Below are 25043 nucleotides of genomic sequence, written 5' to 3'. Positions count from 1 at the left end.
CCCCCTGAACGCCGACGGGCCCGCACCTGGTGAAACAGGTGCGGGCCCGAGCGGTGCGAGACGTGTCGTTACAGCGGGATGTTCCCGTGGGCGCCCCTGGCGGGGGTGGCCTGGGCGAGGACCTTGGCGATGGCGCCGCGCGTCTCCGCGGGCTTGATCACCTCGTCGATGACCCCCAGCTCCTGCGCCCGCTCCAGCCCGCCGGCGAGCTTGGTGTGCTCATCGGCCAGGCGCTGCTCCAGCTCGGCCCGCTCGTCATCGGGCGCGGCGGCGAGTTCGCGCCGCTTGAGGATGCGCACCGCGGCCACCGCGCCCATGACCGCCACCTCGGTGGTCGGCCAGGCGAACACCTTGGTCGCGCCGAGGGCGCGGGAGTTCATCGCGATGTACGCCCCGCCGTACGCCTTGCGCGTGACCAGCGTGACCCGCGGCACCGACGCCTCGGCGAAGGCGTGCAGCAGCTTGGCCCCGCGCCGGACCACGCCGTCGTGCTCCTGCCCGACACCCGGCAGGTAACCGGGAACGTCCACGAGGACAACCAACGGCACCCCGAAAGCGTCACACATACGCACGAAGCGGGCAGCTTTCTCGGCGGACGTGGCGTCGAGGCAGCCGCCCAGCCGCATCGGGTTGTTGGCGATGACGCCGACCGTCCGGCCGCCGAGCCGGCCGAGCGTGGTCACGATGTTGGGCGCCCACTTGGGGTGCAGCTCAAGACCGGGCTCGTCGAGCAGGCCGTTGACCAGCGGCTTGACGTCGTATGCCCGGCGCGCGGACTCGGGGAGCAGGGTCGAGAAGTCGACCTCCTCCACCTCGCCCGTGCGCACCCGGCCCTGGTGGCCGAGCAGCGTGGCGAGCTGGCGTGCCCTGACGTAGGCGTCGGTCTCGGACTTGGTCACGATGTGCACGACGCCGCTGCGCTTGCTGTGCGGCTCGGGGCCGCCCAGGGAGGCGCTGTCGACGTTTTCGCCGGTGACGCTGCGCACGACGTCGGGACCGGTGACGAAGATGCGGCCGGAGTCGGCCAGGATGACGAGGTCGGTGAGCGCGGGCCCGTAGGCGGCCCCGCCGGCGGCGGGGCCGACGACCACGGAGATCTGCGGCACGACGCCGGACGCCTTGGTCATGGCGGCGAAGACCCGGCCGACCGCGTGGAGCGACTCGACGCCCTCGGGGATGCGCGCGCCGCCGGAGTGCCAGATGCCGATGACCGGCACCCGCTCGCGGACCGCCACGTCGTAGGCGTGCACGATGTGCTCGCAGCCCTCGCTGCCCATCGCGCCGCCCTGGAAGCGCGCGTCGCTGCAGAAGACGACGACGGGAACGCCCTCGACCCGGCCCATGGCGGCCAAGACGCCGCTTCTGTCCTCAGGAGTGATCAGCCGCAGGGAGCCCTCGTCGAGGAGCGCCGACATGCGGACGACTGGATGCCGGGGATCGAGGGGCTCCTGTTCGGAGCCGTCGCTCACCACCCGATTGTCGAGCACGGTCATTCATGCCCCCTTAAACACGACGGCCACGTTGTGCCCGCCGAATCCGAACGAGTTGTTGACCGCGGCGATGTCGCCGTCCGGCAGCTTGCGATTCGCGCCGTAGACGAGGTCCACGTCGATGCCGTCGTCGAGGTTGTCGACGTTGATCGTGCGTGGGACGATCCGCTCCTGCAGAGCCTTGATCGTGAAGACGGACTCGATGCCGCCCGCGCCGCCGAGCAGGTGGCCGGTCATGGACTTGGTCGAGGTGACCAGCGGGTGGTTGCCGATGGCCTTGGCCACCGCCTGCACCTCGCCGACGTCACCGGCGGGAGTCGAGGTGGCGTGCGCGTTGACGTGCTTGACGTCGAGCCCGGTGATGTCGGCGTCGGTGAGCGCCTGCGTCATCGCCATGATCTGACCCCGGCCCTCGGGCTCGGGCTGGGTGATGTGGTGGGCGTCGGCGGAGTAGCCGATGCCCGAGCAGTAGGCGTAGATGCGCGCGCCGCGCGCCCTGGCGTGCTCTTCCGACTCCAGGACCACGATGCCGGCGCCCTCACCGAGGACGAATCCGTCGCGGTCGCGGTCCCACGGGCGTGAGGCGCCCTGCGGGTCGTCGTTGCGCTGGGACATGGCCCGCGCGGCGGCGAAGGCCGCCATGTTGAGGCCGTGGATGGCGGCCTCGGTGCCGCCGGCGACGACGACGTCGGCGCGACCGGCCCTGATCATGTCCATCGCGTAGCCGATGGCCTCGGCGCCGGACGCGCACGCCGACACCGTGGCGTGCACACCGGCCTGGGCGCCCAGGTCGAGACCGATCCAGGCGGCCGGGCCGTTGGGCATGAGCATCGGCACGGTGAACGGCGAGAGCCGGTTCCAGCCGCGCTCGCGATAGGTGTCGTACGCCGTGAGCGTCGTCGAGATGCCGCCGATACCGCTGGAGACCACGACGCCCAGCCGCTCGGGCGCGACCTCGGGGGCGCCGGCGTCCTGCCAGGCCTCCCTGGAGGCGACCAGGGCGAACTGTTCGCTGCGGTCGAGGCGGCGGGCCTCGGGACGGGGCAGCACCCCGGCCGGATCGACCGCGGCCGTCCCCGCGAACTTCACGGGGACGGTGTCGATCCAGTCCGTGGTGAGGGTCTCGACACCCGACTGACCGGCTAGGAGCGCCGTCCAGGTCGAGGTGACGTCTCCACCGACGGGCGTCGTCGCGCCAAGCCCGGTGACGACGACACGTACCCGGTTCGCACTCACGTTTTCGCGCTCCTCGCTAGATGGTCAGTTGTGGTGACGAGATCAGTTCTGGATGTAGGTGAGGACGTCCTTGACCGTCTTCAGGTTCTTGAGCTGGTCGTCGGGGATCTCGACGCCGAACTCGTCCTGGGCGGCCACGGCGATCTCGACCATGGACAGGGAGTCGATGTCGAGGTCGTCCACGAAGTTCTTCTCGGGGGTCACCTCGGAGGCCGGAATGCCCGTGATCTCGTTGATGATCTTGCCGAGGCCCTCGAGGATGTCCTGCTCGGTGGCAGCCATGTCGCTAGTTCTCCTTTGGTTTTCTGGGTTCTGCGCGGACGGTGCCGCGCAAGCATGAAGGAAGCGAGCGGATTCTAGGGAATCTCGATCACTTGACCGGCGTAGGTCAGACCCGCGCCGAACCCGAGCACCAGTGCCAGGTCACCCGAGCGAACCTCGCCACGCTCCAGCATGCGCGAGAGCGCCAGCGGGATGGAGGCGGCCGAGGTGTTGCCCGCGGTGACGATGTCACGGGCGATGACGGCCTTGTCGGCGCCCAGTTTACGGGCGATGGACTCGATGATGCGCAGGTTGGCCTGGTGCGGCACGAACGCGGCCAGCTCCGACGGGTCCACGCCCGCCTTGGCGCAGGCCTCGAGCGCGACCGGGTGCAGCGCGGTGGTCGCCCACCGGAAGACCGTCTGGCCCTCCTGGTAGAGGTGGTCGTGACGGTCCTTGATGCTGATCGCCTCGGACTTGTCGCCGGAGCTGCCCCAGACCACGGGGCCGATGCCGGGCGTCTCGGACGGGCCGACCACGGCGGCTCCGGCGCCGTCGGCGAAGATCACCGCGGTCGACCTGTCGGTCCAGTCGATCCACTGCGACAGCTTCTCCGCGCCGATGACCAGCGCGTTTCTGGCCGCTCCCGCGCGGATGGTCGCGTTGGCGGTGCCGAGCGCGTAGCAGAAGCCCGCGCAGGCCGCGTTGACGTCGAACGCGCCGGGCGAGTTGATGCCCAGGCGGTGCGCCACGACGGCGGAGGCGTTGGGGATCTGGCTCTCGAGCGTGCAGGTGGCCACGATGACCAGGTCGATGTCGTCGGGGGACAGGCCGCTGGCGGCCAGCGCCTTGCCTCCGGCGATGGTGGCCATGTCCTCGACCGACTCGCCGTCGGGGGCGATCCGGCGCTCCTTGATGCCCACCCGCGACTGGATCCACGCGTCGTTGGTGTCCATGGTCTTGGCCAGGTCGTCGTTGGTGACCACGTTGGCGGGCTGGTAGTGGCCGAGCGCCAGCACCTTGCTGCCGGAGGCGATGTCGGGGATCTTCACTTGATCAGCTCCCTGGCCGCGTCGAGGTCGTCTGGGGTCTTCAACGCCACGGTCTGGACGCCGCGCAAGCCGCGCCTGGCCAGGCCGGTCAGTGTGCCGCCGGGCAGCAGCTCGATCATCTTCGTGACGCCGAGCCCGGCCATGGTCTCCATGCAGGCGTCCCACCGGACGGGGCTGCTGACCTGCTTGACCAGCCGCTGGACGAAGTCGGCGCCGGTGGCGACCGCCTGCCCGTCGGCGTTGGACAGCAGCGTGATCGCCGGGTCGGCGGGCGCGACGCCGGCGGCGGCCTCGCGCAGGCTCTCCACGGCCGGAGCCATGTGAGAGGTGTGGAAGGCGCCCGCGACGGACAGCGGGATGAGCCGGGCACGGGCCGGCGGGTCCTCCTTGAACGCCGCCAGTTGCTCCAGCGTGCCGCCCGCCACGATCTGCCCGGCGCCGTTGATGTTGGCGGGGGTCAGCCCGTGCTTCTCCAGGGCGGCCAGCACCTCTTCCTCGACGCCGCCGAGCACGGCGGTCATCCCGGTCTCGGTGACGGCGGCGGCCTTGGCCATGGCCTGGGCCCGGTCGCGGACCAGGCCGAGCGCCTGCTCCGGCGTGATCACCCCGGCCAGGGCGGCGGCGGCGAACTCGCCGACGCTGTGGCCGGCCAGCACGTCGGGGGCCGCGCCGAGGGCCTCGGCGGAGGCCAGCGCGGCGGCCACGAGCAGGGGCTGCGCGACGGCGGTGTCGCGGATCTCGTCGGCGTCGGCCGTGGTGCCGTAGGAGACCAGATCGAGCCCGACGACCTCCGACCAGGCGCCGAGTCTGTCGGCCAGACCGGGCAGCTCAAGCCAGGGTGTCAGGAAGCCCGGTGTTTGGGCACCTTGGCCCGGGGCGACGAGTACAAGCACAAAATCCACCTTGCCCTGTAGAACTCCGACACGCGGATAGAGATCCGTACGAACTTTGTCCGGGGTGATTTGTAGGAACCCTACAGTGGGGATTTCGGCGGCATTACGTTAGAGCATGCCAGGTTACGGCACTTTCCGAGAGCCGGCCCAGGATGAGGCCCACCTGCAAAGTGAAGGCGGACCTGCCCTCGGTCGGCTGGTAGCCGGTCAGCTCGGTGATCTTCTTGAGCCGGTAGCGCACGGTGTTGGGGTGCACGAACAGCAGCCGCGCCGTCGCCTCCAGCGAGGTGCCCTGCTCCAGGTACGTCGCCAGCGTGTCGAGCAGCGGCGTGCCCGCCAGCGGCAGGTAGACGTTCTCGATGAGCTGCTCCCTGGCGTCGATGTCGCCGTCGAGCGCCCGTTCGGCCAGCAGGTCCTCGGCGTGCACCGGCCTGGGCGCGTCCGGCCAGCCGCACGACGCCTTGAGCCCGGCCAGCGCGGCCCTGGCCGACCTGGCGGCGGCGTGCAGGTCGGGCACCTCGGGGCCGATGACGATCGGCCCCACGCCGAAGCGGGCCACCACCTGCTTGGCCGCGTCGTTGACGCTGCCGGCGCCGCCGACGATCACGATCAGCCGGTCGGCCTGCACCCCGGCCAGCAGGTCCATGCCGATGCGGCGGCCCTTCTCGCGCAGCCCGTCGATGACCGCGCGTGGGTCGTCGTCGGGCGCGTGGCCGGCGATGACGACCACGGGGGAGGAGGTCCAGCCGAGCGCGGCGGCCCAGGAGTGGAGCCCGTCGTCCACCTCGCCGCGGACGAGGGCGTCCACGATCAGCGCTTCGAGCCGCGCGTCCCACGAGCCCCTGGCCTCGGCCTCGCGGGCGTAGACGTGGGCGGCGGCGAAGGCCACGTCGCGCGTGTAGCGGAGCATGGCCTGCTGCAACTGCTCCTCGCCGCCGGGGGCGGCCAGCTCGTGGGCCTGAGCCTCGACCACCTCGACGACGACCCTGACGATGTCGACGGTCTGCTGCAGCGAGATCGACCGCTTGAGCTCACGTGGCGCGGTGCCGAAGAACTCGATGCTGGGGGTGTCTCTGCCCGCCTGCTGGAACCACTCGACGAACGCGGCGATCCCGGCCTGCGCCACGAGCCCCACCCACGACCGGTCCTCGGCGCTGAGGGCGCGGAACCACGGCAACTGCTCGTCCATGCGGGCCATCGCCGCCGTGCCGAGCGAGCCCATGGCCCGCTCGAGCCTGCGCGTGGTGTCCTCCCTGGTCCGGTCTGTCACGCCTCTAGAGTGCCAGGTCCCTCAGGATGACCGGAACGGCGGTTATCGCCGGTCTGGATCAGGGCTAGATCACGGCCACGGCGGTGATCAGGCCGATCGCGAGATGGGTCACCGCCAGCAGCCGGGCGCCCGGCTGCAGCTCGCGCTCCTGGACCAGATCGCGTACGGAGATGCCGACGATCCGATCGAACAGCAGCATCGCCACCGTCTGGACCACGATGCCGACCAGGCCGAACACCGCGGTGCCCGCCAGGCCCTCGGTCAGCCGGCCGCCCGAGGCCCAGATGGAGGCGGCCACGATCAGGCCCACGGCGGCCAGGGCTGAGGTGGCCAGCAGCGTGGCGTTGGGGTTGCGCTCGGTGCGGATGACCTCGCTCAGCTTGCCGGGCGTGGCCCAGTCGATCACGTAGAAGCCGACGATCATCAGGATCACGCCGACGGCGGCGTAGGCGGCGATGGCTCCCGCGCCGCGGGCGAGGGTTTCGAGAAGGGTCACGTCGGGTTCCAATCACGGGAGGTGTGCACGGGGGTGGACGTCAGTCGGCGATGCGATGGGGGACGAAGGAAGAGGTGTCGTCGGTGATGAGCCCGGTGGTCTCCCTGATGCCGAGCCCGGCGGACTCGTCGGCGACCACCCAGGCGCCGAGCACCGGCCGCTGCCCCTCGAACGCGGGCAGGGCCTCGAACCCTTGGAACACGTAGCCCTCCTGACCGTAGGCGCCGGGCGTCTCGTGCGTCGTCTCGGGAGTGACGATGCGCATCGAGGCGCCCTCCCTGCCGAGCAGCGGCTTGGCGATGTACGAGGTCAGCTCGCGGGGGCCGTCGAGGTAGGCGGGCAGCAGGTTGGGATGGCCCGGGTTGCGCTCCCAGAGAATCGCCAGCAGCGCCTTGTTGGACAGCAGCGTCTTCCACAGGGGCTCGATCCAGGTGGAGTGGCGTACGGCGTGGCGGCCGAAGTCGTCGTCCAGCATCCACTCCCACGGATAGAGCTTGAACACCGAGCGGATCATCTCCCCGCCCAGGTCGGCGAAGTGGCGGTTGAGCGCGTCCCAGCCGATGTCCTCCATGGCGATGGCCATCGTCGGCAGGCCGGCCTGCTCGGCGGTCTCCTGGAGGTAGGCGACCGTCATGCCCTCCTCGCCCGTCTCGTCCATGTTGGTGAAGGCGAAGTAGGTGGGGCCGGGCGGCAGGGTCAGCTCGCGCCAGCGCTCGACGAGCCGTTCGTGCACCGAGTTCCACTGGTCGCCGCCGGGGAAGACGTCCTGCAGCCAGAACCACTGCACGACGGACGACTCCACCAGCGCCGTCGGCGTGTCGGCGTTGTACTCCAGCAGCTTGGCCGGGCCGGTGCCGTCGTAGCGCAGGTCGAAGCGAGCGTAGACATGGGGGTCGCGGCGCTCCCACGAGCGCGTCACGTCCTCCCACACCCATTCGGGCAGGGCGAAGTCGGCGAAGCGGCCGGTGGAGACGACGTGCTCGACGGTGTCCAGGCACATGCGGTGGAGCTCCTCGACCTGCTCCTCCAGCGACTCGACCTCCTCCATGGAGAAGACGTAGTGCACGGACTCGTCCCAATAGGGCCGGCTCAGCCCGGAGGGGTGGGCGGCTCGGTGGTAGGCCAGGCCCTGGCCCTCGATCGTCTTCTCCCAGCCGTCCCTGGGCGGGTGGTGCTCGCGGCGCACGTCAGCTCCCGCTGCTCGTGCGGCTGCCGAACCCGCCGCGCTGGATCGACTTGCCGGAGCGGCTGCTGATGTTCACGTCGGAGGGTCGGTAGGTGGTGCCGCGGTGGACGCGGCTGCCGATCCTCGTGCCGCCGTAGTACCAGACGTAGGCGCCGCGGGAGTGGCCGGTGCCGTAGTAGCGGCTGGAGTCGTCGTCGCAGTAGTCGTCGTCGACGACCTGGTAGCTGCCGGACGGGGGCGCGGAGGTGCTGGTCGTCGGCGTGGGGCTGCCGGTCGGGGCGTCGGTGGCGGTCAGGGCCGGAGTCGGGGTGGGGGTCGTGGTGGTGGAGAAGTCGTCTTCTACGAGCATGACGCAGTCTGCGGTGACGTCGTCGTCGTCGGACTCCGAGATCGCCCAGATGCCGACCAGCGTCAGGGACAGCACGCCGAGCACGGCCAGTGGAACGGCCTTGGACGACTTACGCGGGGACGCCTCTTCGTGGGGCGGTGGTGCCATCTAGCTCCTGCTTTCGTCGGCCCAAGAGCCTATCGGGGGCCCTTGCACGCGTTCAATCCGTACTGCCTGCCTGTTGTCATCGGTTTGGGTAAGAATCAGCGCATGGATCCGGTTGATGCCCTGCGCGAGATCGCCTTCCTGTTGGAGCGCGCCGGAGAGCCCGCCTATCGCGTGCGTGCCTTCCGCCGGGCCGCGGCGGTCGTCGCCGACCTGCCCGAGGGCGAGCTCGGGCGGCTGGCCCGCACGGGCGGACTCGGCGACCTCCCGGGCATCGGCAAGGTCACCGCATTGGTGGTCAACGAAGCTCTCGCCGGTGAGGTTCCAACGTATTTGCGGCGAATGCGGGCAACTGCCGGGGTGGAGCTGGACGAGGAGACGGCGGCGCTGCGCGCCGCGCTCAAGGGCGACCTGCACAGCCACTCCGACTGGTCCGACGGCGGCTCGCCGATCGAGGAGATGGCCGAGGCGGCGATGGCGCTCGGGCACGAGTACTGGGCGCTGACCGACCACTCGCCCCGCCTGACCGTGGCCAAGGGCCTGTCGGCCGAGCGGCTGGAGCGGCAGCTCGACGTGGTGGCCAAGCTGAACGAACGGCTGGCGCCGTTCCGGATCCTGACCGGGATCGAGGTGGACGTCAACCTGGACGGCTCCCTGGACCAGCGGCCCGAGCTGCTGGAACGGCTCGACGTGGTGGTGGCCAGCGTGCACTCCAAGCTCAGGATGGGCGGCGAGGAGATGACCAGGCGGATGGTCACCGCCGTGGCGAACCCCCTGGTCGACGTGCTGGGGCACTGCACGGGGCGGGTCGTGCAGGCGGGCGGGAAGCGGGGCGAGAAGCGGCCGGAGTCGGAGTTCGAGGCGGAGCTGGTCTTCGAGGCGTGCCGGCGGTTCGGGGTCGCGGTCGAGGTCAACTCCAGGCCGGACCGGCTGGACCCGCCCAAGCGGCTGATGCGGCTGGCGTACGAGATGGGGTGCGTGTTCGCGATCGACTCCGACGCGCACGCGCCGGGGCAGCTCGACTGGCAGCGGAACGGGTGCGAGCGGGCCGCGCGGTGCGGGATCGAAGCGGAGCGGATCGTCAACACGTGGCCGCTCGATCGGCTGATCGAGTGGACGGGGAAGCGTGACGCGGGCTGACCGGCCGAGCTTTGTCCGGGCGTTGGTCCCGGGTGGCTGGCTCGTGCGGTCGGCTCGTGCGGGCTCGGGGCGGGCCGGGGGTGGGTTCGTGGAAAATGGGGCCTCGTTTGCGCTGGGGGAAAGGCGGCGCGAATCGTGTGCCGCCGTAATTGGTCGCCGGCACTCGCCGGAGCGTGAGATCCCTGTGGCCGCGGGGTTACGGGGGTGTTCCCGGGGCCGTCCGCGGGCCCGCGATTGTCGGTGGCGGCGCGTAGCGTCTCGGCTGTGAACCGTACCGACCGGCTCTACGCGCTCGTCGAAGACCTGCGCGCCATCGCGCCCCGCCACCGTTCCGCCCGCGAGCTCGCCGCGCGGTTCGAGGTGAGCGTGCGCACGATCGAGCGCGACATCACCGCGTTGCAGGAGTCGGGCGTGCCCATCTACGCCGAGCCGGGGCGCAAGGGCGGTTACGCGATCGACAAGAAGATGTCCCTGCCCCCGCTCAACTTCAGCCCGGCCGAGGCGGTGGCCATCGCGGTGGCGCTCAGCCGGGCCGGCGACCAGCCGTTCGGCCGGCAGGCGCGCAGCGCGTTACGCAAGGTGGTGGCCGCGATGCCGGGCCCCGAGGGAGATCTGGCCAGAGAGCTGGCCCGGCGGGTGCAGCTGGTCAAGCTGCCGCCCGAGCAGGGCGTCGAGCCGATCAGGCCGCTGGGCGGCGAGGGCATCTCGCGTGCCATCGAGGAGGCGCTGCTGCGCCGCCGGGTGCTCAGGCTCGACTACGCCGATGCCAAGGGCGCGCTGACCTCGCGTGACGTGGAGCCGGGGGTGTTCCTGGGCGGCAGGGGCGGGTTCTGGTATCTCGTGGCGTGGTGCCGGCTGCGCGACGACGTCCGGGTCTTCAGGCTCGATCGCATCGCCGCCGCCACCGTCACCGCCGAACGCTGCCCCGATCGGCCGCTCGAAGGCTTCGCCTCCGAGGTGCCCGAGATGGTCGTGCACGGCACGATGCTCGATTAAAGATTCGAAAACACCGACATAGGGTTGTCGCCCATGCGTTAGATCGTTGACTTGTTCGAGAAGCAAAGAGACGAGGATGGACCATACGGTGATCGACGACGGCGCCGGCACCGGCCCCGGCTGCCCGCGCGGCGGCTCAGGCAGGTCCGCAGGAGTCTCCGAGCGCAGGTGAACGACCTGTCTCGCCGGCCGGGGCTGGCGCCTTCCCCGCGAACAACCCGGCAGGCGAGAGGGCCGCGTACGGGATCACGTCCCGGAGGCGGCTCACCCGCGCCCTGGACACGCCGCCGATCGCCGAGCGGCGGCGCGTCCAGGGCCTCACCGGATCGCGCCACCGCGAGCCGGCGGCCCGGGCCGGGTGATGTGGTGCGGTGACTCACTGCGGTTACGTGGCGCGTTGATCGGGCGCGGGCGGCGTGGACGGCGCCCCCGGACGGCGGCGTGGAGCGGTGGTGTGGTGCGGTCAGAGGGAGGCCGTGGACAGCCAGCGGTCCAGGAGCTCGCGATCTCCGTGCACGGTGAGGGCGTCGGGGGAGCGGCGGCCGTAGAGGAGAAGCAGCAGGTCGCTCACCGGTCCCTTGACGGCGGCGTCGCCCTTGGCGTGCCCGCGCGCCCACTCGATCTTCCCGGCGGGAGCCTGCGTGATGGTCCACTCGCCGTCCGCGTCGCTCGCGTGGAGGTGGATCGTGGCCCCCTCCAGGCCGAGCCCGGCCAGTGACCGGGTGACCCACGCGGCGTACGGCAGGTTGTGCAGGAATTCCTCGATGCCGTCGATCGCGGTTCCCGCCGGGATCTCCGGGTCGATGCCGAGCGCGAGCTCGGCGTCGGCCCGGTGCACCAGCGATTCGAAGAACATGCGGCGCGGCCACCACGACGCCCGGTTGTCCGGGCCCCACGTCCACACCTCGGTGTCCGGGTCGGTGCTCGCCAGCGTCTCCAGCAGCTCGGCGGCGCCGGCGGTGAGCCAGGCCGCGTCACCGGTGGCGCCCTCGGGCAGGCCGTCGGACACCTGCCGCGACCAGAGGCGCTCGCGCACCTGGCCGCGCAGCATGTGCGTCGCCCAGCGATGCAGCCGCCCGACGTGCGTGACCAGCTCGGCGAGCGTCCATCCCGGGCACGTGGGCACCGGGACGGACAGGTCGCCGGCCAGGGCCGCGAGGCGCTCGGTCTCCGACTGGATCTGTGCTCTGTAGTCCGTCACCCCGCCAAGACTAGGCCGCAGGGCAGCTCGCGCCCTTGTCCGGCACCTTGCCGTCGATCAGGTACGAGTCCACCAGCCCCTGGATGCACTTGCTGCCCGACAGGTACGCCCCGTGACCCTCGCCCTCGTACGTGACCAGCGTCGCGGTCTTGAGCTGGGCCGTCAGCTTCGGCGCCCACTCGTACGGGGTGGCCGGGTCACCCTTGCCGCCCACGACCAGGATCGGCGCGGACCCGGTGGCGTCCACGTGCCTGGCCTCGTCGCTGCCCTTGGCCGGCCAGACCCGGCACAGCCCGCCCGAGCCCTCGCTGCCGAACAGCGGCGAGATCTTCAGCGCCGCCGCCTCGGTGCGCCGCAGCGCGGCCGGGTCGGGGCGTTCGGTGGAGTCCACGCAGGTGATGGCGGGGAAGCTGGTCATCTGCGTGGAGTAGGTGCCGTCCTGGGCCCGGCCGGTGTAGGAGTCGGCCAGGTACATCAGAGCCTCGCCCCGGCCCTGCAGCGCCTCGCTGAGCGCCTGCTCAAGGAAGGGCCAGGTCAGCTCGGAGTAGAGCGCGGCGGCCACGCCGGTCGCGGCCAGCCCCTGGGTCAGCTCGCGGCCGTTGACCTGCAGCGGCTTGCCGGTGAGCTGGTTCATCAGCCGGCCGACGTTCGCGTCGGCGGCGGCCTGGTCCTTGCCGATGTCGCAGGTGTTCTTGACGCAGGCGCGCAGGAAGCTCTCATACGCCTTCTGGAAGCCGCGCGTCTGCGCGATCGTGCGCTGTTCGAACGTCACCGTGGGGTCGAGCGGCGCGTCGAGCACCATGCGGCCCACGTTCTTGGGGAACTGGGTGGCGTAGACGCCGCCGAGCTGGGTGCCGTACGACATGCCGACGTAGTTGAGCTTGGCCTCGCCCAGGGCGGCGCGGATGCGGTCCATGTCGCGTGAGGCGTTCGCGGTGCCGATGTAGGGCAGGATCTTGCCGGACTCCCGCTGGCAGAGGTCGGCGAACTGCTTGTTGGCCGCCTCCAGCGCCCTGTGCGTGGCCTCGTTCGGCGGCAGCGTGTCGAGCGAGGTGAACCGGTCCATCTCGGCGCCGTCGCCGCAGCGCACGCCGGAGCTGCGCTCGACGCCGCGCGGGTCGAAGCTGACCAGGTCGTAGCGGGCGCGCAGCGTGGTGAGGGCCTTGCCGGCCTGGTCGAGCGTGTCGACGCCGGAGGCGCCGGGGCCGCCGAAGTTGAACACCACCGAGCCCAGCTTCTGCTCCTTGCCGGTGGCCGGCAGCTTGATGAGCGCGAGGTCGATCTGCTCCCCGTCGGGCTTGGCGTAGTCGAGGGGGACCGCGAGCTTGCCGCACCGTACGGAGGCGTCCTGCTTGGCCGGCGGCTCGCCGTCCGGGCGCTGGATGTCGGTGCAGGGCCCCCAAGCGATCTTGCTGGGATCCGCCGTGGAGTCGGTGGCGGGCTCGGCCGGTGCGGTGGAGCAGCCGGCGGCCGCCAGAAGCAGGGTGGCGGCTATGACGCGACGCATGACGAACTTCCCCTCACATGTCTTCAGGGGGAAGTAGTGCCCACAATACGTGACCCCGCACCATACGGGGGTGAGGCGGCACGTACCCCTCCTGAACGTGCCGCCTCACAGGCCCAACGGCCCGGACGGCCGAATATGACGGCGCTCCCGCGGATTAATTCGCGGGAGCGCCGTCGGCGGATGACTCAGACGCCCATCGACTGGGTGTCGTTGCTCTCGGCGCCGCCCGCCTCGGTGACGCCGTTCTTGAGGTGGTAGCGGGCGATGGCCTCGCGCAGCACCTCGCTGTCGAGCTCGCCCCGCTTGACCAGGCTGGTCAGCACGGCCAGCGTGATCGAGGCCGCGTCCACGTGGAAGTGGCGGCGCAGCGCCGAGCGCGTGTCGGACAGGCCGAAACCGTCGGTGCCCAGCGAGGACCAGTCACCCGGCACCCACTGCGCGATCTGGTCCTGGACCGCCTTCATGTAGTCGCTGACGCCCACGAACGGGCCCCGCGCCCCGGACAGCACCTGGGTGACGTAGGGCACGCGCTGCTCGGCCTCGGGGTTGAGCAGGTTGTACTCCTCCGCCGCCAGGGCGTCGCGGCGCAGCTCGGACCACGACGTCGCCGACCAGACGTCGGCCGACACGCCCCAGTCTTCCGCCAGCAGCCGCTGCGCCTCCATGGCCCACGGGCCCGCCACGCCGGAGGACAGGATGTTGGCCTTCGGGCCCGGCGTCTGGGGGCCGTCGGCGAACTTGTACAGGCCCTTGAGCAGGCCCTGCACGTCGATGTCTGCGGGCTGGGCCGGCTGCAGGTAGGGCTCGTTGTAGACGGTCAGGTAGTAGAAGACGTCTTCGGGCCGGTCGCCGTACATGCGGCGCAGGCCGTCCTTGACGATGTGGGCGACCTCGAAGGCCCAGGACGGGTCGTAGGAGACGGCCGCCGGGTTGGTCGAGGCGATGAGCGGCGTGTGGCCGTCCTCGTGCTGCAGCCCCTCGCCGTTGAGCGTGGTGCGGCCCGCGGTGGCGCCCAGCAGGAAGCCGCGGCCCATCTGGTCGCCCATCTGCCACATCTGGTCGCCGGTGCGCTGCCACCCGAACATCGAGTAGAAGATGTAGATCGGGATCATGTGCTCGCCGTGCGTGGCGTAGGCGGTGCCGGCCGCGATCGTCGAGGCCATCGAGCCCGACTCGCTGATGCCCTCGTGCAGGATCTGCCCCTGCGTGGCCTCCTTGTACGACAGCAGCAGCTCCCTGTCGACGGCCTCGTACGTCTGCCCGTGGGGCGAGTAGATCTTGGCCGTCGGGAACATCGCGTCGAGACCGAACGTGCGCGCCTCGTCGGGGATGATCGGCACGAACCGGTGGCCGATCTCCTTGTCGCGCATGAGGTCCTTCAGCAGGCGGACGAACGCCATGGTCGTGGCGATCTGCTGCTTGCCCGAGCCCTTGCTGAAGGTGCCGTAGACCTCGTCGCCGGGCAGTTTGACCGGCTTGGCGCGGATGACCCGCTTGGGCAGCACGCCGCCGAGCGCGGCGCGGCGCTCCTTCATGTACTGGATCTCGGGGTCGTTCTCGCCCGGATGGAAGTACGGCGGCAGGTCGCCCTCGAGCGCCGAGTCCGGGATCGGCAGGTAGAGCCGGTCGCGGAACTCCTTGAGCTCGGCCTTGGTCAGCTTCTTCATCTGGTGCGTGGCGTTGCGCGCCTCGAAGTCCTTGCCCAGCGTCCAGCCCTTGATGGTCTGGGCGAGGATCACCGTCGGCTGGCCGACGTGCTCGCGGGCCGCCTTGAAGGCCGCGTAGACCTTGCGGTAGTCGTGGCCGCCGCGCGACAGCTTGCGGATGTCGTCATCGGTCAGGTGCTCGACCATCTTGCGCAGGCGCGGGTCGCCGCCGAAGAAGTTGTCGCGGATGTAGCCGCCGGACTCGACCGAGTAGGTCTGGAACTGTCCGTCGGGCGTGGTGTTCATCTGGTTGACGAGCACGCCGTCGACGTCGGCCGCGAGCAGCGGGTCCCAGTCGCGGCCCCACACGACCTTGATCACGTTCCAGCCGGCGCCGCGGAAGTAGGACTCCAGCTCCTGGATGATCTTGCCGTTGCCGCGTACCGGGCCGTCCAGCCGCTGCAGGTTGCAGTTGATCACGAACGTCAGGTTGTCGAGCTCCTCGCGGGCGGCCAGGCCGATCGCGCCGAGCGACTCGGGCTCGTCCATCTCGCCGTCGCCGAGGAAGGCCCACACGTGGCTGCGGCTCGTGTCCTTGATCTGGCGGTTGAGCAGGTAGCGGTTGAACCGCGCCTGGTAGATCGCGCCGATCGGGCCCAGGCCCATGGAGACCGTCGGGAACTCCCAGAAATCGGGCATGAGCCGCGGGTGCGGGTAGGAGGGCAGGCCGTGGAAGCCCTGCGACAGCTCCTGCCGGAACGCGTCGAGCTGGGCCTCGTTGAGGCGGCCCTCGAGGAACGCGCGCGCGTAGATGCCCGGGGCCGCGTGGCCCTGGAAGAAGACCTGGTCGCCCGACTCGCCGTGGTCCTTGCCGCGGAAGAAGTGGTTGAAGCCCACCTCGTAGAGCGAGGCGGCCGAGGCGTAGGTGGCGATATGGCCGCCGACGTTGGTGCGGGCGTTGGCCCGGGACACCATGATGGCCGCGTTCCAGCGGATGTAGGCGCGGATGCGGCGCTCGACGTGCTCGTCACCGGGGAACCACGGCTCGCGCTCCGGCGGGATCGTGTTGATGTAGTCGGTGCTGCGCAGGCCCGGCACGCCGACCTGGTGCTCGCGGGCCCGTTCCAGCATGCGCAGCATGAGGTAGCGGGCTCTGGTGCGGCCCTCGGTCTTGACGACGTTGTCGAGAGACTCGAGCCACTCGTTGGTCTCGCTGGGGTCGACATCAGGCAGCTGGCTGGGTAGGCCGTCGCTGATGATCGAGAATCGCTGGCGTCCGGAAGCCACTGGGTCTCGCCTTCCGAGATGGACTGATGTCTGGTCTGGGTCGCCTTCCATCCTGGTCGCTAGCCGTAGAAAACGCATCTCTACTAGCCGGTAACCAGAGTGTCCCCGCTGGCAGGGGGCTTACCGATGGCCTAGACCACCGATGGTAGGACGAATCGCCACCAAAGGTTACATCGCGGGAGCAATTTAACAAGACAGGAAAACGAACGAAATTTCGCTCATATCCGCATGCTGTCCGAGATGTATCCTCCGTAGGCTTGATCTCCCCGCGGAAGATGGTTCTCACCCGCGGCGGGCGAGTCTAGCCGCCCTGCCTCGTGCCCACCCCCTGCGGGCCTGTCGTGCCTGGTCGAACGGCCCTGAACGCGGCCGCGGCGCCCCGAGCCCGTGAGCTTTCAGCGGTCCGCTCAACGGCTCAGGACGCGGGACGGAGACCCGTACCCCTTCAAGAGGGAGCGACCGGGCACCGTCGGCCACCTGTCGCCCGGCTCGGCGGGTTGATCATCACCGACCGGGAGCCTCGCGGGTCGCGGAGGCGGCCACGGACGGGGCCGCCGTGTGCCGCGTAGGCCGAAACGTGACCTCCCGGCAGCGTAACGATCCGGTCATCTTTTTCTCTTACCCACCAGGAGGGGCAAAACTTGCGCCGCCCTCTTTTCCTCGGGCCCTCGGCGTACCAATGTGGAGATATGAACGCGACGGTGGGAGACCGGCTCCTGGTGCATGGGAATACCGTCGGCGAAAGGGACCGGGTCGGAGTAATCACGGAGGTCCAGGGCCCCGACGGCGGGCCTCCATACGTGGTGCGCTTCGACGACGGGCACACCGGGCTGGTGTTTCCGGGTCCTGATGCCGTGGTGATGCATCAGTAGGATTTGCCCGTGAGATCAGAAATCATCTCCGTGACGACCGGTTCACGAGAGACGGTGCACAACATCACGCCACAATGCGAGAAATTCGTCCGGGCCCAGGGCGAGGACGGTTTGCTGCACGTCTTCGTGCCGCACGCCACGGCCGGCGTGGCCGTGCTCGAGCTGGGCGCGGGCAGCGACGACGATCTGCTGGCGGCGCTGCGTGACCTTCTTCCCGCCGACGACCGCTGGGCCCACGCCCACGGTTCGCGCGGCCACGGAAGGTCGCACGTGATGCCCGCCCTGATCCCGCCGTACGCCACGATCCCCGTGCTGGGCGGGCGAATGGCGCTGGGCACCTGGCAATCCGTCGCACTCGTCGACCTGAACGTCGACAACCCGCAACGCCAGGTTCGCCTGTCGTTTTTGTCTGATTGATTCTGGCCGACTACGGCCGTACCCGTGGCGACCGTTGACGACTGAGGGTCACAGCGTGTGGACTGTGCCGAAGCGATAAACCGCATAAGCGGGGCCACTCAAGCAGGAGGGATAAACGTGAGCGCGACCGCGGGTCAGGCGCAGGGCGAGCGCGGCCTGGCCGAACGACTCGGCCTCAAGCCGGGTCAGGTGGTGCAGGAGATCGGTTGGGACGAGGACGTCGATGACGAGCTTCGTTCGTCGATCGAGAACCTGACCGGCAACGAGCTGCTGGATGAGGACAGCTACGACGTCGTCGACGCCGTGCTGCTGTGGTGGCGCGACGGCGACGGGGACCTCTTCGACGTCCTCACCAGCGCCATGCGAGTACTCGCCGACGGTGGCCAGATCTGGCTGCTGACTCCCAAGGCCGGTCGCGACGGTCACGTGGAGCCGAGCGACATCGGGGAGGATTCCACGACCGCGGGTCTCTCGCAGACCAGCAGCATCTCCGCCGCACCCGACTGGTCAGGGACCAGGCTCGTCCCGCCGAAGGGCAGCCGCCGGTAGGAGCCCGAGGCGCCCGCCGTACGGCAGGATGGTGCCTGTGAACGCACATCCTGCCGAGGTCGGCGCCCTGGCTCCGGATTTCGAGCTGCAGGACCAGCACGGCACCCCGGTGAGCCTGTCTCAGTTCCGGGGCGAAAACGTCGTGCTGGTCTTCTACCCGCTCGCATTCAGCGGGATCTGTCACGGCGAACTGTCCGCCCTGCGCGATCAACCGATCGCCGGGGCGCGGGTGCTCACCGTGTCCGTCGACTCCGTCTTCACCCACCGTGCCTGGGCGGATCGCGAGGGTTACACCTTCGCGCTGCTCTCCGATTTCTGGCCACACGGACAGGTCGCGCAGGCGTACGGTGTTTTCGATGAGGCGAAGGGGCTTGCTCGTCGGGGGACCTTCATCATCGACGGCGAGGGCGTGATCCGGTGGTCGGTGGTCAATCCGATCTCCACGGCACGTGACGTCGCCGACTACATCAAGGCACTCGCCGACATTTCTTGACCTCGGAGGGAAGGATGCCCTGCTACCGCTGCGGGGCCAGGCAGACGGACCCCGTGCGCGGCGCCAGCCCGTGGCAGCGCGGGGTGCGCCACGAGTCTCAGGTGCTGATCTGCCCGGACTGTCAACGGCTGCACGACCTCGACCTCGACACCTGCTCGACGTGCGGGTCCACGGCGCTGATCTGCCGGCTGGGAGAGGTGGAATGCCGCTCCTGCGGGGCGGTGCGGATGGCGCGCTCCTCGGAAACCCTCGGCCCGGCTCCGGTCACGGCGCCGCCGGGACTCTCGGCGGAGGTCGAGGCGGCGCTCAACAGGGTCCTGGGACGGGCTTAGGTCCTCGTCGCCTCACGGGCCTCACGGGGGCTGTACGGCGCTGTGAGGGCGACTGAGGGACGTACACGCATGGGACGGGTCCACCGGCGACGGCGGGCACCATGGGACCCAGCCACATGCGCTCACCCTTGGGATCCACGCGAAGCGCGCACCGTCGGAACCCACGTACATGCGTCCACCCTTGGGATCCACGCACAAGCACCAACTGGGATCCACGCACAAGCACGAACCCTCGGAATCCACGTGCATGCGTGCACTTTCAAGATCCCCGTGTACTTGCCTGCACCCTCGGGATCCACGCACAAGCGGTTACTCGGGACGTGAGCCTATTGGGACGGACATTTACTGAGCTGCGCTATCGTCTCCTTCCGTGTCCGCAATGAGTTCGTTCGTCGTCGCGCTCGACGTCGGTGGCACGTCCATGAAGGGCGGCCTGGTCAGCGAGTCCGGCGCGGTGCTGCTGAGCGAGCGGCGCCCCACCCCCCGGACGGAGGGCCCTGAGGCGGTCGTCACCGCCATCTCCGACTTCATCGGCCACCTCGCCGACTCGGGTGACGGCATCCCCGCCGGAGTCGGGCTCGCCGTGCCCGGCCTGGTGTCGGAGAACGCCGCTCTCTATGCGGCCAACCTGGGCTGGCGCGACGTCCCCGCCACCGACTTCACCGCCCTGGACATCCCGGTGATGCTCGGCCACGACGTACGCACCGGCGGACTCGCGGAAAGCATCCTCGGCGCGGGCCGCGGCCTGTCCGACTTCCTCTTCCTGCCCATCGGCACGGGCATCGCCGGCGCCACGATCATCAACGGCGAACCGTACGGCGGCTCCTCGGGCTGGGCCGGCGAAATCGGCCACACGCCGGTCTTCCCGGACGGTGAAGAGTGCGCGTGCGGCCAGTTCGGCTGCCTGGAGACGTACGCGTCCGCGGCCTCGGTCGGCCGCCGCTACAGCCAGCGAGCCGGGCTGGAGGGCGTGAAGGCCGAAGAGGTGGTCTCCTCGGACGACCCGATCGCCATAGAGGTCTGGGACGAGGCCGTGGAGGCCCTGTCGCTGGCGCTGGCCACGTACACACTGCTGCTGGACCCGTCCGTCATCGTCCTGGGCGGCGGCCTCGCCGAAGCCGGACCGGCCCTCTTCGACCCGGTGCGCACCCGCCTCATCAAACGCCTCGCCTTCCGCGACGCACCCCCGCTGATCCCCGCCGCCCTCGGGGTGGACGCCGGCATGCTGGGAGCGTCCCTGCTGGGCTGGCGCGCGGCGGGCCGGCCTGAACTGGGGCCCGGGTGGGCGGTGGATGTGCGACCGGGGCCGTTGGTGTCGTAAGGTGTAGTGCCGATCAGGGGCGGTTAGCTCAGCGGTAGAGCACTCGCCTTACAAGCGAGGGGTCACTGGTTCGAACCCAGTACCGCCCACCTGCGACATCAGCCCCGTCTCCGATCATGGAAACGGGGCTTCGTGCCGTCAACGTGCCATCAGCCGACGCGGGCGATCTTGGGCGACCTCTTCGGCTTGAGCGTCGGGGCTTTGCGATCTCGCTTTCCACGGCGTCAGCGATCTTGCCATCTGCCTCCGGCGTGCTGTGCCGGTAGATCAGCGCGTACGTCTCGGGTTCGGTGGCCTGGCCAGGTAGTCGCGCAGCGTAGGGCTGATCGCTTCCGGATGGCGGCCGGGGCAGCCCCGCGGCCGGCTCGCCGGCCTGTGGGTGGGACGGCGGCATACAGGCAGGCCAGGGTGCATCCCTTGTGGCGCCGAAACCACAAGATCTAAACTCTGGGTTGTTGGAGTTGGTCTGAGAGCCTTCGTGCCCGCAACTCAGGGAGGGTGGGTATGGAACCGCTCCCGGATACGTCTCGGAGCATCAGAATCCCGTGATCCCACCCTCCTTATCAATCATCGTCGAGTTCGAGATCTACTACGACCGGCACCATTGCGGTATCAACCGTCGTCGGCGATGTCGGCGAGCTCGTCACACCGTTGCACCCGGCCACGGCGCCGCTGAATGTGCCCGCATGTGCCCGCGGCTCGGATCGCCCAGCAGGCCGGCCTGTCCGCCAGCGAACTGCGTGGCCGGCGCTTCAGCGTTGAGCGGTTGGAGGAGGACGACGCTGACGGATTCCGCCTGCTGGACGATCCCCGGGTCTAGACGCCCCAGGCTGGAATGGTGGCGACAGTCTTACGTGAAGCGTCCTCCATGTCGCTCACGATGATGGCGGGAGGCTGGGCCACCAGCTTGCCGCGATTCTGGTTATGGCCCCAAAGGTCGATGATGAAGGCGTCCTGGTTCCATTCGGAGAGCTTGTCGCCGAGGGCGCCGGTCGTCCGGCCGGCGACGAGAATGTAGTGGTTGTCGAACCCGCCCTTCTTCAGTTCGACGACCTCGATGGGAACGGTGAACTTCGGCGCGCCCTTTTTGAGCGCGTAGACGCACAGGTGGGCGAACAGGATGCACGTCAGCGTCCGGTTCAGGTTCTGTGCGACGATCTCACCGCCGGTGACCCAGTACTCAGGGCTTTCCTTCCATTTCATCGCCACGGCCGGGGCCAGGGTGTGATCGTCCGAGGGCTGGCGGAACGCGATCTTCGTCTCGAGCTTTCTCGCGGCTTCTACTTTCTCCGGGTCCGGCGGCTTGCCGATGGGATTGGCGACCTGTAACGCTTTATAGGTGCCCAGCACTTCTTGTGCGACTTCGGCATCGCTCATCTGTGTACCCCCTCATCATGCGCGGCGCAGTCCTTGGCCCCCGATGCGTTCCGCGCGAGCCCTATTCTGCGCCCACACGCCATGACGGTGAGTATCTGGACGGGTACATTCGTGGGTCGGGAAGCGCGAACAACTCACAGCCGAACCCCGCGCCCTTAGTTGGGATGGTGAGGATCGAACCTCGTGGTCGGAACCCAGTAGCGACGCTTCTGCTCGGTGACGTTCAGCAATTGGCCGCCGTTGGCTTCGATGACTCGTTGCGAGGCGATGTTGGTCCTGTCACACATGACCAAAGCCTCGGAGATGCCCAGGGACCGGGCGATCGGCAGCGCCGCGGCGAGCATGGCCGTCGCGTGGCCCTGGCGGCGTGCGCTGGGGCGGACGTCATAGCCGATGTGGCCGCCGGACTGTTCCAGCGCCGGAGTGAGCCGGTGACGGATGGCCAGTCTTCCCAGGAATCGTTCGCCGTCGATCCACCACAGGGTGGTCATCGGCACGAATCCGGGGCGGGTGCCCGATGACGTCCGCTCGGCGACGACGCGCGCGGTGTACGCCTCGAAGGCCGCCGGGTCCACCAGAGCCTTCGGGTCGACGTCGTCGACGAACCAGGGGACCGGATAATCATGGTCGGCACGAAACTCGGCCACCGCGGCCAGGAACGACGTCAGCAATGTGCCGCTCGGATTGATGAACTCCGGCATGGCGCCATGATGCCCACGAGAGTGGGCGGCATGACAAGGGTCTCCGACCCGGTTCGCCTTCAGGTTTCTGGTGAGGGTCTGACGCGCCACGCCGTTTCGTCAAGGGGACCTCGTCGACCTCAGCGCCACGGACGCATCCCGGTGTAGTGCTGGTCGGTCAGGCATTGACCAAGGTGGGGAAGCGTCCGACATTCGGCGTGCCTGGTCAAGGTGGCTGTTAATCGAACCGCCGTTTTATTAATCTTTTTGTATGGATCCGTTGGCGCCTGAGCCTGTTGGAGTCACGCATCGCGTCGTGCAGCAGTGCCCCAATCGTCCAGAGCACCAGTATGTCTGGGCTCCTGCGCTGGGGCAGTGCCCGTACTGCGTATTGAGTGACGACGAGCGATCTCGTGGCTCGTATGGCGGTGGCCTCGCGTGCCCACCGGAATGTTGTCCACAGAACTGACCTGTCAGCCCGTGCAATATGCGTGCGATGATCAAAAACGAACGCGGTTGCTGTCGCTTGTTCACTCGCGGTCTACGTGCTTTCGCCAGCGCCGAAGACGCCAAGCGCCCAAGCGTCCGTAGCTGTACCGCAGTGTGGCTCGATCGCCGTCGAGGATCAACATGACTCGCTTGATCAGGGGGCCGCCATAGCTGGGCTGCAAGCGTAATCGCAGTAATCGCGCGCGCGATATGTGGAGGAGTGGTCGGATTATCGCTTGGCTCCCGACCATCTCCCAAGCCTTCTCCAAGATGGGGCGGACCTCTTCGAAGCCGGGAAGGGCGCGGATTTCGCAGTAGGTACGGGGGAAGTAGTCATCGACGACCACCAACTCGGCGATGGGTCGACGTCCGCGGAGAAGCGTGAACACCGTCCTGTCCTCTTCGTTCATGCGCATCTCCTGAACCAGCGTCGTCGCGCCATGAGCGTGCCGCTTGGCGTCCGGTGGGCCGCGCCGTCGAGGGTCGGCGTGCCTTGAGCCGACGTGGGAGGCGGGATCACCGTGCGGACAGTATGCCGATTATGCCCGTGGGAGGAGCCTAAGCTACTGCCCGCGTGCGCCCGCTGTTTGGCCGTGTGGTTCGAAAGGGCGGTTTCGGTATTGGGTTGGGCGCCGGGCGGGAGCGTCGCACGCTCGTACTGGTGCGCGGAGCCAACACGCCGGTCAGGGGTTGGCACGTCGTCGCATTGCCGCGGTCCTATGGGCGACACGGTGTGGTCGGCCGATCGAACGTGGTCAAGAGCGGTCACAGGTTCAAGGCGTCGTTTCTTGCTCCGGCCCACTGAGCAGCGCGGCTGATCTTCGTTCTTGCTCTTTGCACTGGTAGCTGGCACGGTGCCGGACTATGGGCAGAAGACGCTACGTCGCCAGGGGTGTTTCCGGTGGATATCGGATCTGGGACAACAAGGCGCGCCGCTGGTGGGGCGATCTCTACGAGTTATGTCCGGACAGCCTGCTCGAGGAGCTGAACGGCGCACGTGACCACGACAGAATCACGACGCTCCTCAAACGCTACCGGGCTGAGAAGCGATAGCGGATCGCAAGATGATCGGAGGGGCGGGCGCGTCCGATCTCTACGTGTCTCCGGTGGTGGCCCCGAGCGTCCACAACGCCGCCATGGGAAGGGCGCGCAGTTTTTCGCCGAAGGGCAGTGCCTGTTCTCCGGTGTAAAGCACGATGCCGGCGCGAAATCTTGCTCCGAGCCGGTTCGCCAGGTGGCGCAGGCCGCGGAAGTCGTCGCTACGCACGGTTTCCGCGGCCTTGATCTCCACTCCGACCACTTCGCCGGACGCGTGTTCCAGGACGATGTCCACCTCGACCTGGTCGCGGTCTCGGTAGTGGAACAGTTGGACGGGCTCGCCGGCCCAGGTGAGCTGGCGTGCTATCTCGCCGGTTGCGAAATTCTCGAGCAAAGGGCCGACGGGGGCTGTGACATCCCTGGCGCGTTCGGATGACATGCCGATCAGGCGGCCGCCCAGACCGCTGTCCGTGACGATCAATTTGGGAGTGGAGATGGCGCGGCGGGTGAGATTGGAGGACCACGCAGGTATTCGCTTGATGACGAATACCAATTCAAGGAGGTCAAGGTAGCGTGTGAGGGTCGCCCGATGAAGTCCGACGGCGCCGGCGATTGATTGGACCACTGCCAATCCGCCCATGCGGGCGGCGATGACGCTCAGCAGCCTGCGCATTTCGGCTGGGCGCTCGATATCGGAGATCTGACGCACGTCCCGGGTCACCAGGTCAGTGATGTACGAATCGAAGAACCTGTTGCGTCGACGCCCCGGGTCCCGTCGAACGGCTTCCGGATAGCCGCCCCGCAGCGCTCTGTCGACGTAGTCATGCTTACGGAGGGCACAGGGGCGCATAGCGGCGTCGAGATCGTGCGTGAAGACATGATCCACGAAGCCGTCGGGGGCATCGTCAATCTCCCCTTGCGACAGTGGCCATATCTCGATGGTCTCCGTTCGGCCGGGCAAGGCATCGGGGAGATCGCGTAGTCCCAACAGGCGCGCGGAACCGGTGAGGAGATAACGGCCCGCACGTGGGTCCCGGTCGACCTCATGCTTGATCGGCAGGAGAAGTTGAGGAGCGCGCTGGATCTCGTCGATCAGCAGGAGTCCGTCGTGCCGGACGAAGGCGACCGGATCATCCCCGGCTGCCGACAAGGTCGCCGGATCGTCCAGATAGAGCTGACGAGCGCCACTCGTCTGGTCGGCGATCAGACCCGCCAACGTGCTCTTGCCGACCTGCCGAGCACCGTTCACGACCACCACGCGAGTGTCTGACAGCGCTTCGATGGCCATGGCTTGGCTCCGTCGCGGGTACAGGTCGGTGTG

At 68.9% G+C, this 25043-nt stretch carries 24 protein-coding genes and 1 tRNA gene; 10 read left to right on the top strand and 15 right to left on the bottom strand.

What is annotated here, in order from left to right:
* Positions 1-68: 68 nt before the first annotated feature.
* From AB0C28_RS12725 to AB0C28_RS12685, 9 genes are all read right to left on the bottom strand, one after another.
* Positions 69-1493 carry a carboxyl transferase domain-containing protein gene (locus AB0C28_RS12725; RefSeq protein WP_357843670.1) on the bottom strand — a complete coding sequence of 475 codons (1425 nt, stop codon included), beginning with the start codon at positions 1491-1493 and terminating at the stop codon, positions 69-71.
* On the bottom strand, positions 1494-2726 hold the full coding sequence (gene fabF, locus AB0C28_RS12720) for a beta-ketoacyl-ACP synthase II (RefSeq protein WP_357843672.1): 1233 nt from the start codon (positions 2724-2726) through the stop codon (positions 1494-1496).
* Between the two features lie 42 nt (positions 2727-2768).
* A complete protein-coding gene (locus AB0C28_RS12715; RefSeq protein ID WP_106233862.1) occupies positions 2769-3008 on the bottom strand; it encodes an acyl carrier protein in 240 nt (79 codons plus the stop codon).
* A 74-nt stretch (positions 3009-3082) separates the two neighbouring features.
* Positions 3083-4039 carry a beta-ketoacyl-ACP synthase III gene (locus tag AB0C28_RS12710; RefSeq protein ID WP_357843676.1) on the bottom strand — a complete coding sequence of 319 codons (957 nt, stop codon included), beginning with the start codon at positions 4037-4039 and terminating at the stop codon, positions 3083-3085.
* Positions 4036-4932, bottom strand: coding sequence for an ACP S-malonyltransferase (locus AB0C28_RS12705; protein ID WP_357843679.1), 897 nt, complete (start codon positions 4930-4932; stop codon positions 4036-4038). The genes AB0C28_RS12710 and AB0C28_RS12705 overlap by 4 nt, the downstream gene beginning before the upstream one ends.
* A gap of 103 nt (positions 4933-5035) precedes the next feature.
* A complete protein-coding gene (locus AB0C28_RS12700) occupies positions 5036-6154 on the bottom strand; it encodes a helix-turn-helix domain-containing protein (RefSeq protein ID WP_357845269.1) in 1119 nt (372 codons plus the stop codon).
* Positions 6155-6266: 112 nt separating this feature from the next.
* Positions 6267-6698 (bottom strand): DUF350 domain-containing protein, encoded by a 432-nt coding sequence (locus AB0C28_RS12695; RefSeq protein ID WP_357843682.1) that lies wholly within the window; start codon positions 6696-6698, stop codon positions 6267-6269.
* Between the two features lie 40 nt (positions 6699-6738).
* A complete protein-coding gene (locus tag AB0C28_RS12690) occupies positions 6739-7884 on the bottom strand; it encodes a glutathionylspermidine synthase family protein (RefSeq protein WP_357843684.1) in 1146 nt (381 codons plus the stop codon).
* Between the two features lies 1 nt (position 7885).
* Positions 7886-8380: a hypothetical protein gene (locus tag AB0C28_RS12685; protein ID WP_357843687.1), complete on the bottom strand. Its 495-nt coding sequence runs from the start codon at positions 8378-8380 to the stop codon at positions 7886-7888.
* A gap of 102 nt (positions 8381-8482) precedes the next feature.
* On the opposite strand from AB0C28_RS12685, the gene AB0C28_RS12680 reads away from it, so the two are divergent.
* Both AB0C28_RS12680 and AB0C28_RS12675 read left to right on the top strand, forming a co-directional pair.
* Positions 8483-9517: a PHP domain-containing protein gene (locus AB0C28_RS12680; protein WP_358074141.1), complete on the top strand. Its 1035-nt coding sequence runs from the start codon at positions 8483-8485 to the stop codon at positions 9515-9517.
* A gap of 264 nt (positions 9518-9781) precedes the next feature.
* Complete coding sequence (locus AB0C28_RS12675) at positions 9782-10513, top strand: YafY family protein (protein ID WP_346111808.1); 732 nt, start codon at positions 9782-9784, stop codon at positions 10511-10513.
* Positions 10514-10976: 463 nt separating this feature from the next.
* On the opposite strand, the gene AB0C28_RS12670 is transcribed toward AB0C28_RS12675, so the two are convergent.
* From AB0C28_RS12670 to aceE, 3 genes are all read right to left on the bottom strand, one after another.
* On the bottom strand, positions 10977-11714 hold the full coding sequence (locus AB0C28_RS12670) for a maleylpyruvate isomerase family mycothiol-dependent enzyme (RefSeq protein ID WP_358074138.1): 738 nt from the start codon (positions 11712-11714) through the stop codon (positions 10977-10979).
* Positions 11715-11724: 10 nt separating this feature from the next.
* On the bottom strand, positions 11725-13221 hold the full coding sequence (locus AB0C28_RS12665; RefSeq protein ID WP_358074136.1) for an alpha/beta hydrolase: 1497 nt from the start codon (positions 13219-13221) through the stop codon (positions 11725-11727).
* Positions 13222-13406: 185 nt separating this feature from the next.
* Positions 13407-16154 (bottom strand): pyruvate dehydrogenase (acetyl-transferring), homodimeric type, encoded by a 2748-nt coding sequence (aceE, locus tag AB0C28_RS12660; protein WP_357843700.1) that lies wholly within the window; start codon positions 16152-16154, stop codon positions 13407-13409.
* A 689-nt stretch (positions 16155-16843) separates the two neighbouring features.
* Between aceE and AB0C28_RS12655 the strand changes: the two genes are divergently transcribed.
* The 8 genes from AB0C28_RS12655 to AB0C28_RS12620 all read left to right on the top strand — a co-directional run bounded on the left by AB0C28_RS12655 (position 16844) and on the right by AB0C28_RS12620 (position 20958).
* Positions 16844-17026, top strand: coding sequence for a DUF1918 domain-containing protein (locus tag AB0C28_RS12655; RefSeq protein ID WP_346111812.1), 183 nt, complete (start codon positions 16844-16846; stop codon positions 17024-17026).
* Between the two features lie 9 nt (positions 17027-17035).
* Entirely contained in the window at positions 17036-17443 is a 408-nt protein-coding gene (locus AB0C28_RS12650) for a secondary thiamine-phosphate synthase enzyme YjbQ (protein ID WP_346111813.1), read from the top strand.
* Positions 17444-17560: 117 nt separating this feature from the next.
* The gene (locus AB0C28_RS12645) at positions 17561-17992 is read left to right on the top strand and encodes a DUF3052 domain-containing protein (RefSeq protein WP_346111814.1); all 432 of its coding nucleotides are present in this window, start codon (positions 17561-17563) and stop codon (positions 17990-17992) included.
* A 28-nt stretch (positions 17993-18020) separates the two neighbouring features.
* Positions 18021-18485, top strand: a complete 465-nt coding sequence (locus AB0C28_RS12640; protein ID WP_358074133.1) for a peroxiredoxin — start codon at positions 18021-18023, stop codon at positions 18483-18485.
* Between the two features lie 14 nt (positions 18486-18499).
* A complete protein-coding gene (locus tag AB0C28_RS12635) occupies positions 18500-18817 on the top strand; it encodes a hypothetical protein (RefSeq protein ID WP_106233884.1) in 318 nt (105 codons plus the stop codon).
* A 379-nt stretch (positions 18818-19196) separates the two neighbouring features.
* Positions 19197-20138, top strand: coding sequence for an ROK family protein (locus tag AB0C28_RS12630; RefSeq protein ID WP_358074423.1), 942 nt, complete (start codon positions 19197-19199; stop codon positions 20136-20138).
* Between the two features lie 17 nt (positions 20139-20155).
* Positions 20156-20227: transfer RNA gene (locus AB0C28_RS12625), tRNA-Val, on the top strand.
* Between the two features lie 599 nt (positions 20228-20826).
* Positions 20827-20958: a hypothetical protein gene (locus AB0C28_RS12620; RefSeq protein WP_358074130.1), complete on the top strand. Its 132-nt coding sequence runs from the start codon at positions 20827-20829 to the stop codon at positions 20956-20958.
* Here the strand turns inward: AB0C28_RS12620 and AB0C28_RS12615 are convergent.
* The 3 genes from AB0C28_RS12615 to AB0C28_RS12605 all read right to left on the bottom strand — a co-directional run bounded on the left by AB0C28_RS12615 (position 20955) and on the right by AB0C28_RS12605 (position 25010).
* Positions 20955-21515 (bottom strand): hypothetical protein, encoded by a 561-nt coding sequence (locus AB0C28_RS12615; protein ID WP_358074127.1) that lies wholly within the window; start codon positions 21513-21515, stop codon positions 20955-20957. The two genes, AB0C28_RS12620 and AB0C28_RS12615, sit on opposite strands and share 4 nt — an antisense overlap.
* A gap of 155 nt (positions 21516-21670) precedes the next feature.
* Positions 21671-22216 (bottom strand): GNAT family N-acetyltransferase, encoded by a 546-nt coding sequence (locus AB0C28_RS12610; RefSeq protein WP_358074124.1) that lies wholly within the window; start codon positions 22214-22216, stop codon positions 21671-21673.
* A 1561-nt stretch (positions 22217-23777) separates the two neighbouring features.
* Positions 23778-25010, bottom strand: coding sequence for an ATP-binding protein (locus AB0C28_RS12605; RefSeq protein WP_358074121.1), 1233 nt, complete (start codon positions 25008-25010; stop codon positions 23778-23780).
* Positions 25011-25043 lie beyond the last annotated feature (33 nt).

The sequence above is a fragment of the Nonomuraea sp. NPDC048892 genome, assembly GCF_040649735.1.
Lineage (GTDB): Bacteria > Actinomycetota > Actinomycetes > Streptosporangiales > Streptosporangiaceae > Nonomuraea > Nonomuraea maheshkhaliensis.
Note: the sequence above shows the minus strand (reverse complement) of the source record. Positions and strands in the feature narration are given on the sequence as shown.

Coding starts and splice junctions, on each gene's coding strand:
- AB0C28_RS12680 (WP_358074141.1), top strand. CDS start 8,483: ATGGATCCGGTTGATGCCCTGCGCGAGATCGCCTTCCTGTTGGAGCGC.
- AB0C28_RS12665 (WP_358074136.1), bottom strand. CDS start 13,221: ATGCGTCGCGTCATAGCCGCCACCCTGCTTCTGGCGGCCGCCGGCTGC.
- AB0C28_RS12635 (WP_106233884.1), top strand. CDS start 18,500: ATGCCCTGCTACCGCTGCGGGGCCAGGCAGACGGACCCCGTGCGCGGC.
- AB0C28_RS12605 (WP_358074121.1), bottom strand. CDS start 25,010: ATGGCCATCGAAGCGCTGTCAGACACTCGCGTGGTGGTCGTGAACGGT.
- AB0C28_RS12685 (WP_357843687.1), bottom strand. CDS start 8,380: ATGGCACCACCGCCCCACGAAGAGGCGTCCCCGCGTAAGTCGTCCAAG.
- AB0C28_RS12640 (WP_358074133.1), top strand. CDS start 18,021: ATGGTGCCTGTGAACGCACATCCTGCCGAGGTCGGCGCCCTGGCTCCG.
- AB0C28_RS12630 (WP_358074423.1), top strand. CDS start 19,197: ATGAGTTCGTTCGTCGTCGCGCTCGACGTCGGTGGCACGTCCATGAAG.
- AB0C28_RS12655 (WP_346111812.1), top strand. CDS start 16,844: ATGAACGCGACGGTGGGAGACCGGCTCCTGGTGCATGGGAATACCGTC.
- AB0C28_RS12715 (WP_106233862.1), bottom strand. CDS start 3,008: ATGGCTGCCACCGAGCAGGACATCCTCGAGGGCCTCGGCAAGATCATC.
- AB0C28_RS12725 (WP_357843670.1), bottom strand. CDS start 1,493: ATGACCGTGCTCGACAATCGGGTGGTGAGCGACGGCTCCGAACAGGAG.
- AB0C28_RS12610 (WP_358074124.1), bottom strand. CDS start 22,216: ATGCCGGAGTTCATCAATCCGAGCGGCACATTGCTGACGTCGTTCCTG.
- AB0C28_RS12615 (WP_358074127.1), bottom strand. CDS start 21,515: ATGAGCGATGCCGAAGTCGCACAAGAAGTGCTGGGCACCTATAAAGCG.
- AB0C28_RS12700 (WP_357845269.1), bottom strand. CDS start 6,154: ATGGGCTCGCTCGGCACGGCGGCGATGGCCCGCATGGACGAGCAGTTG.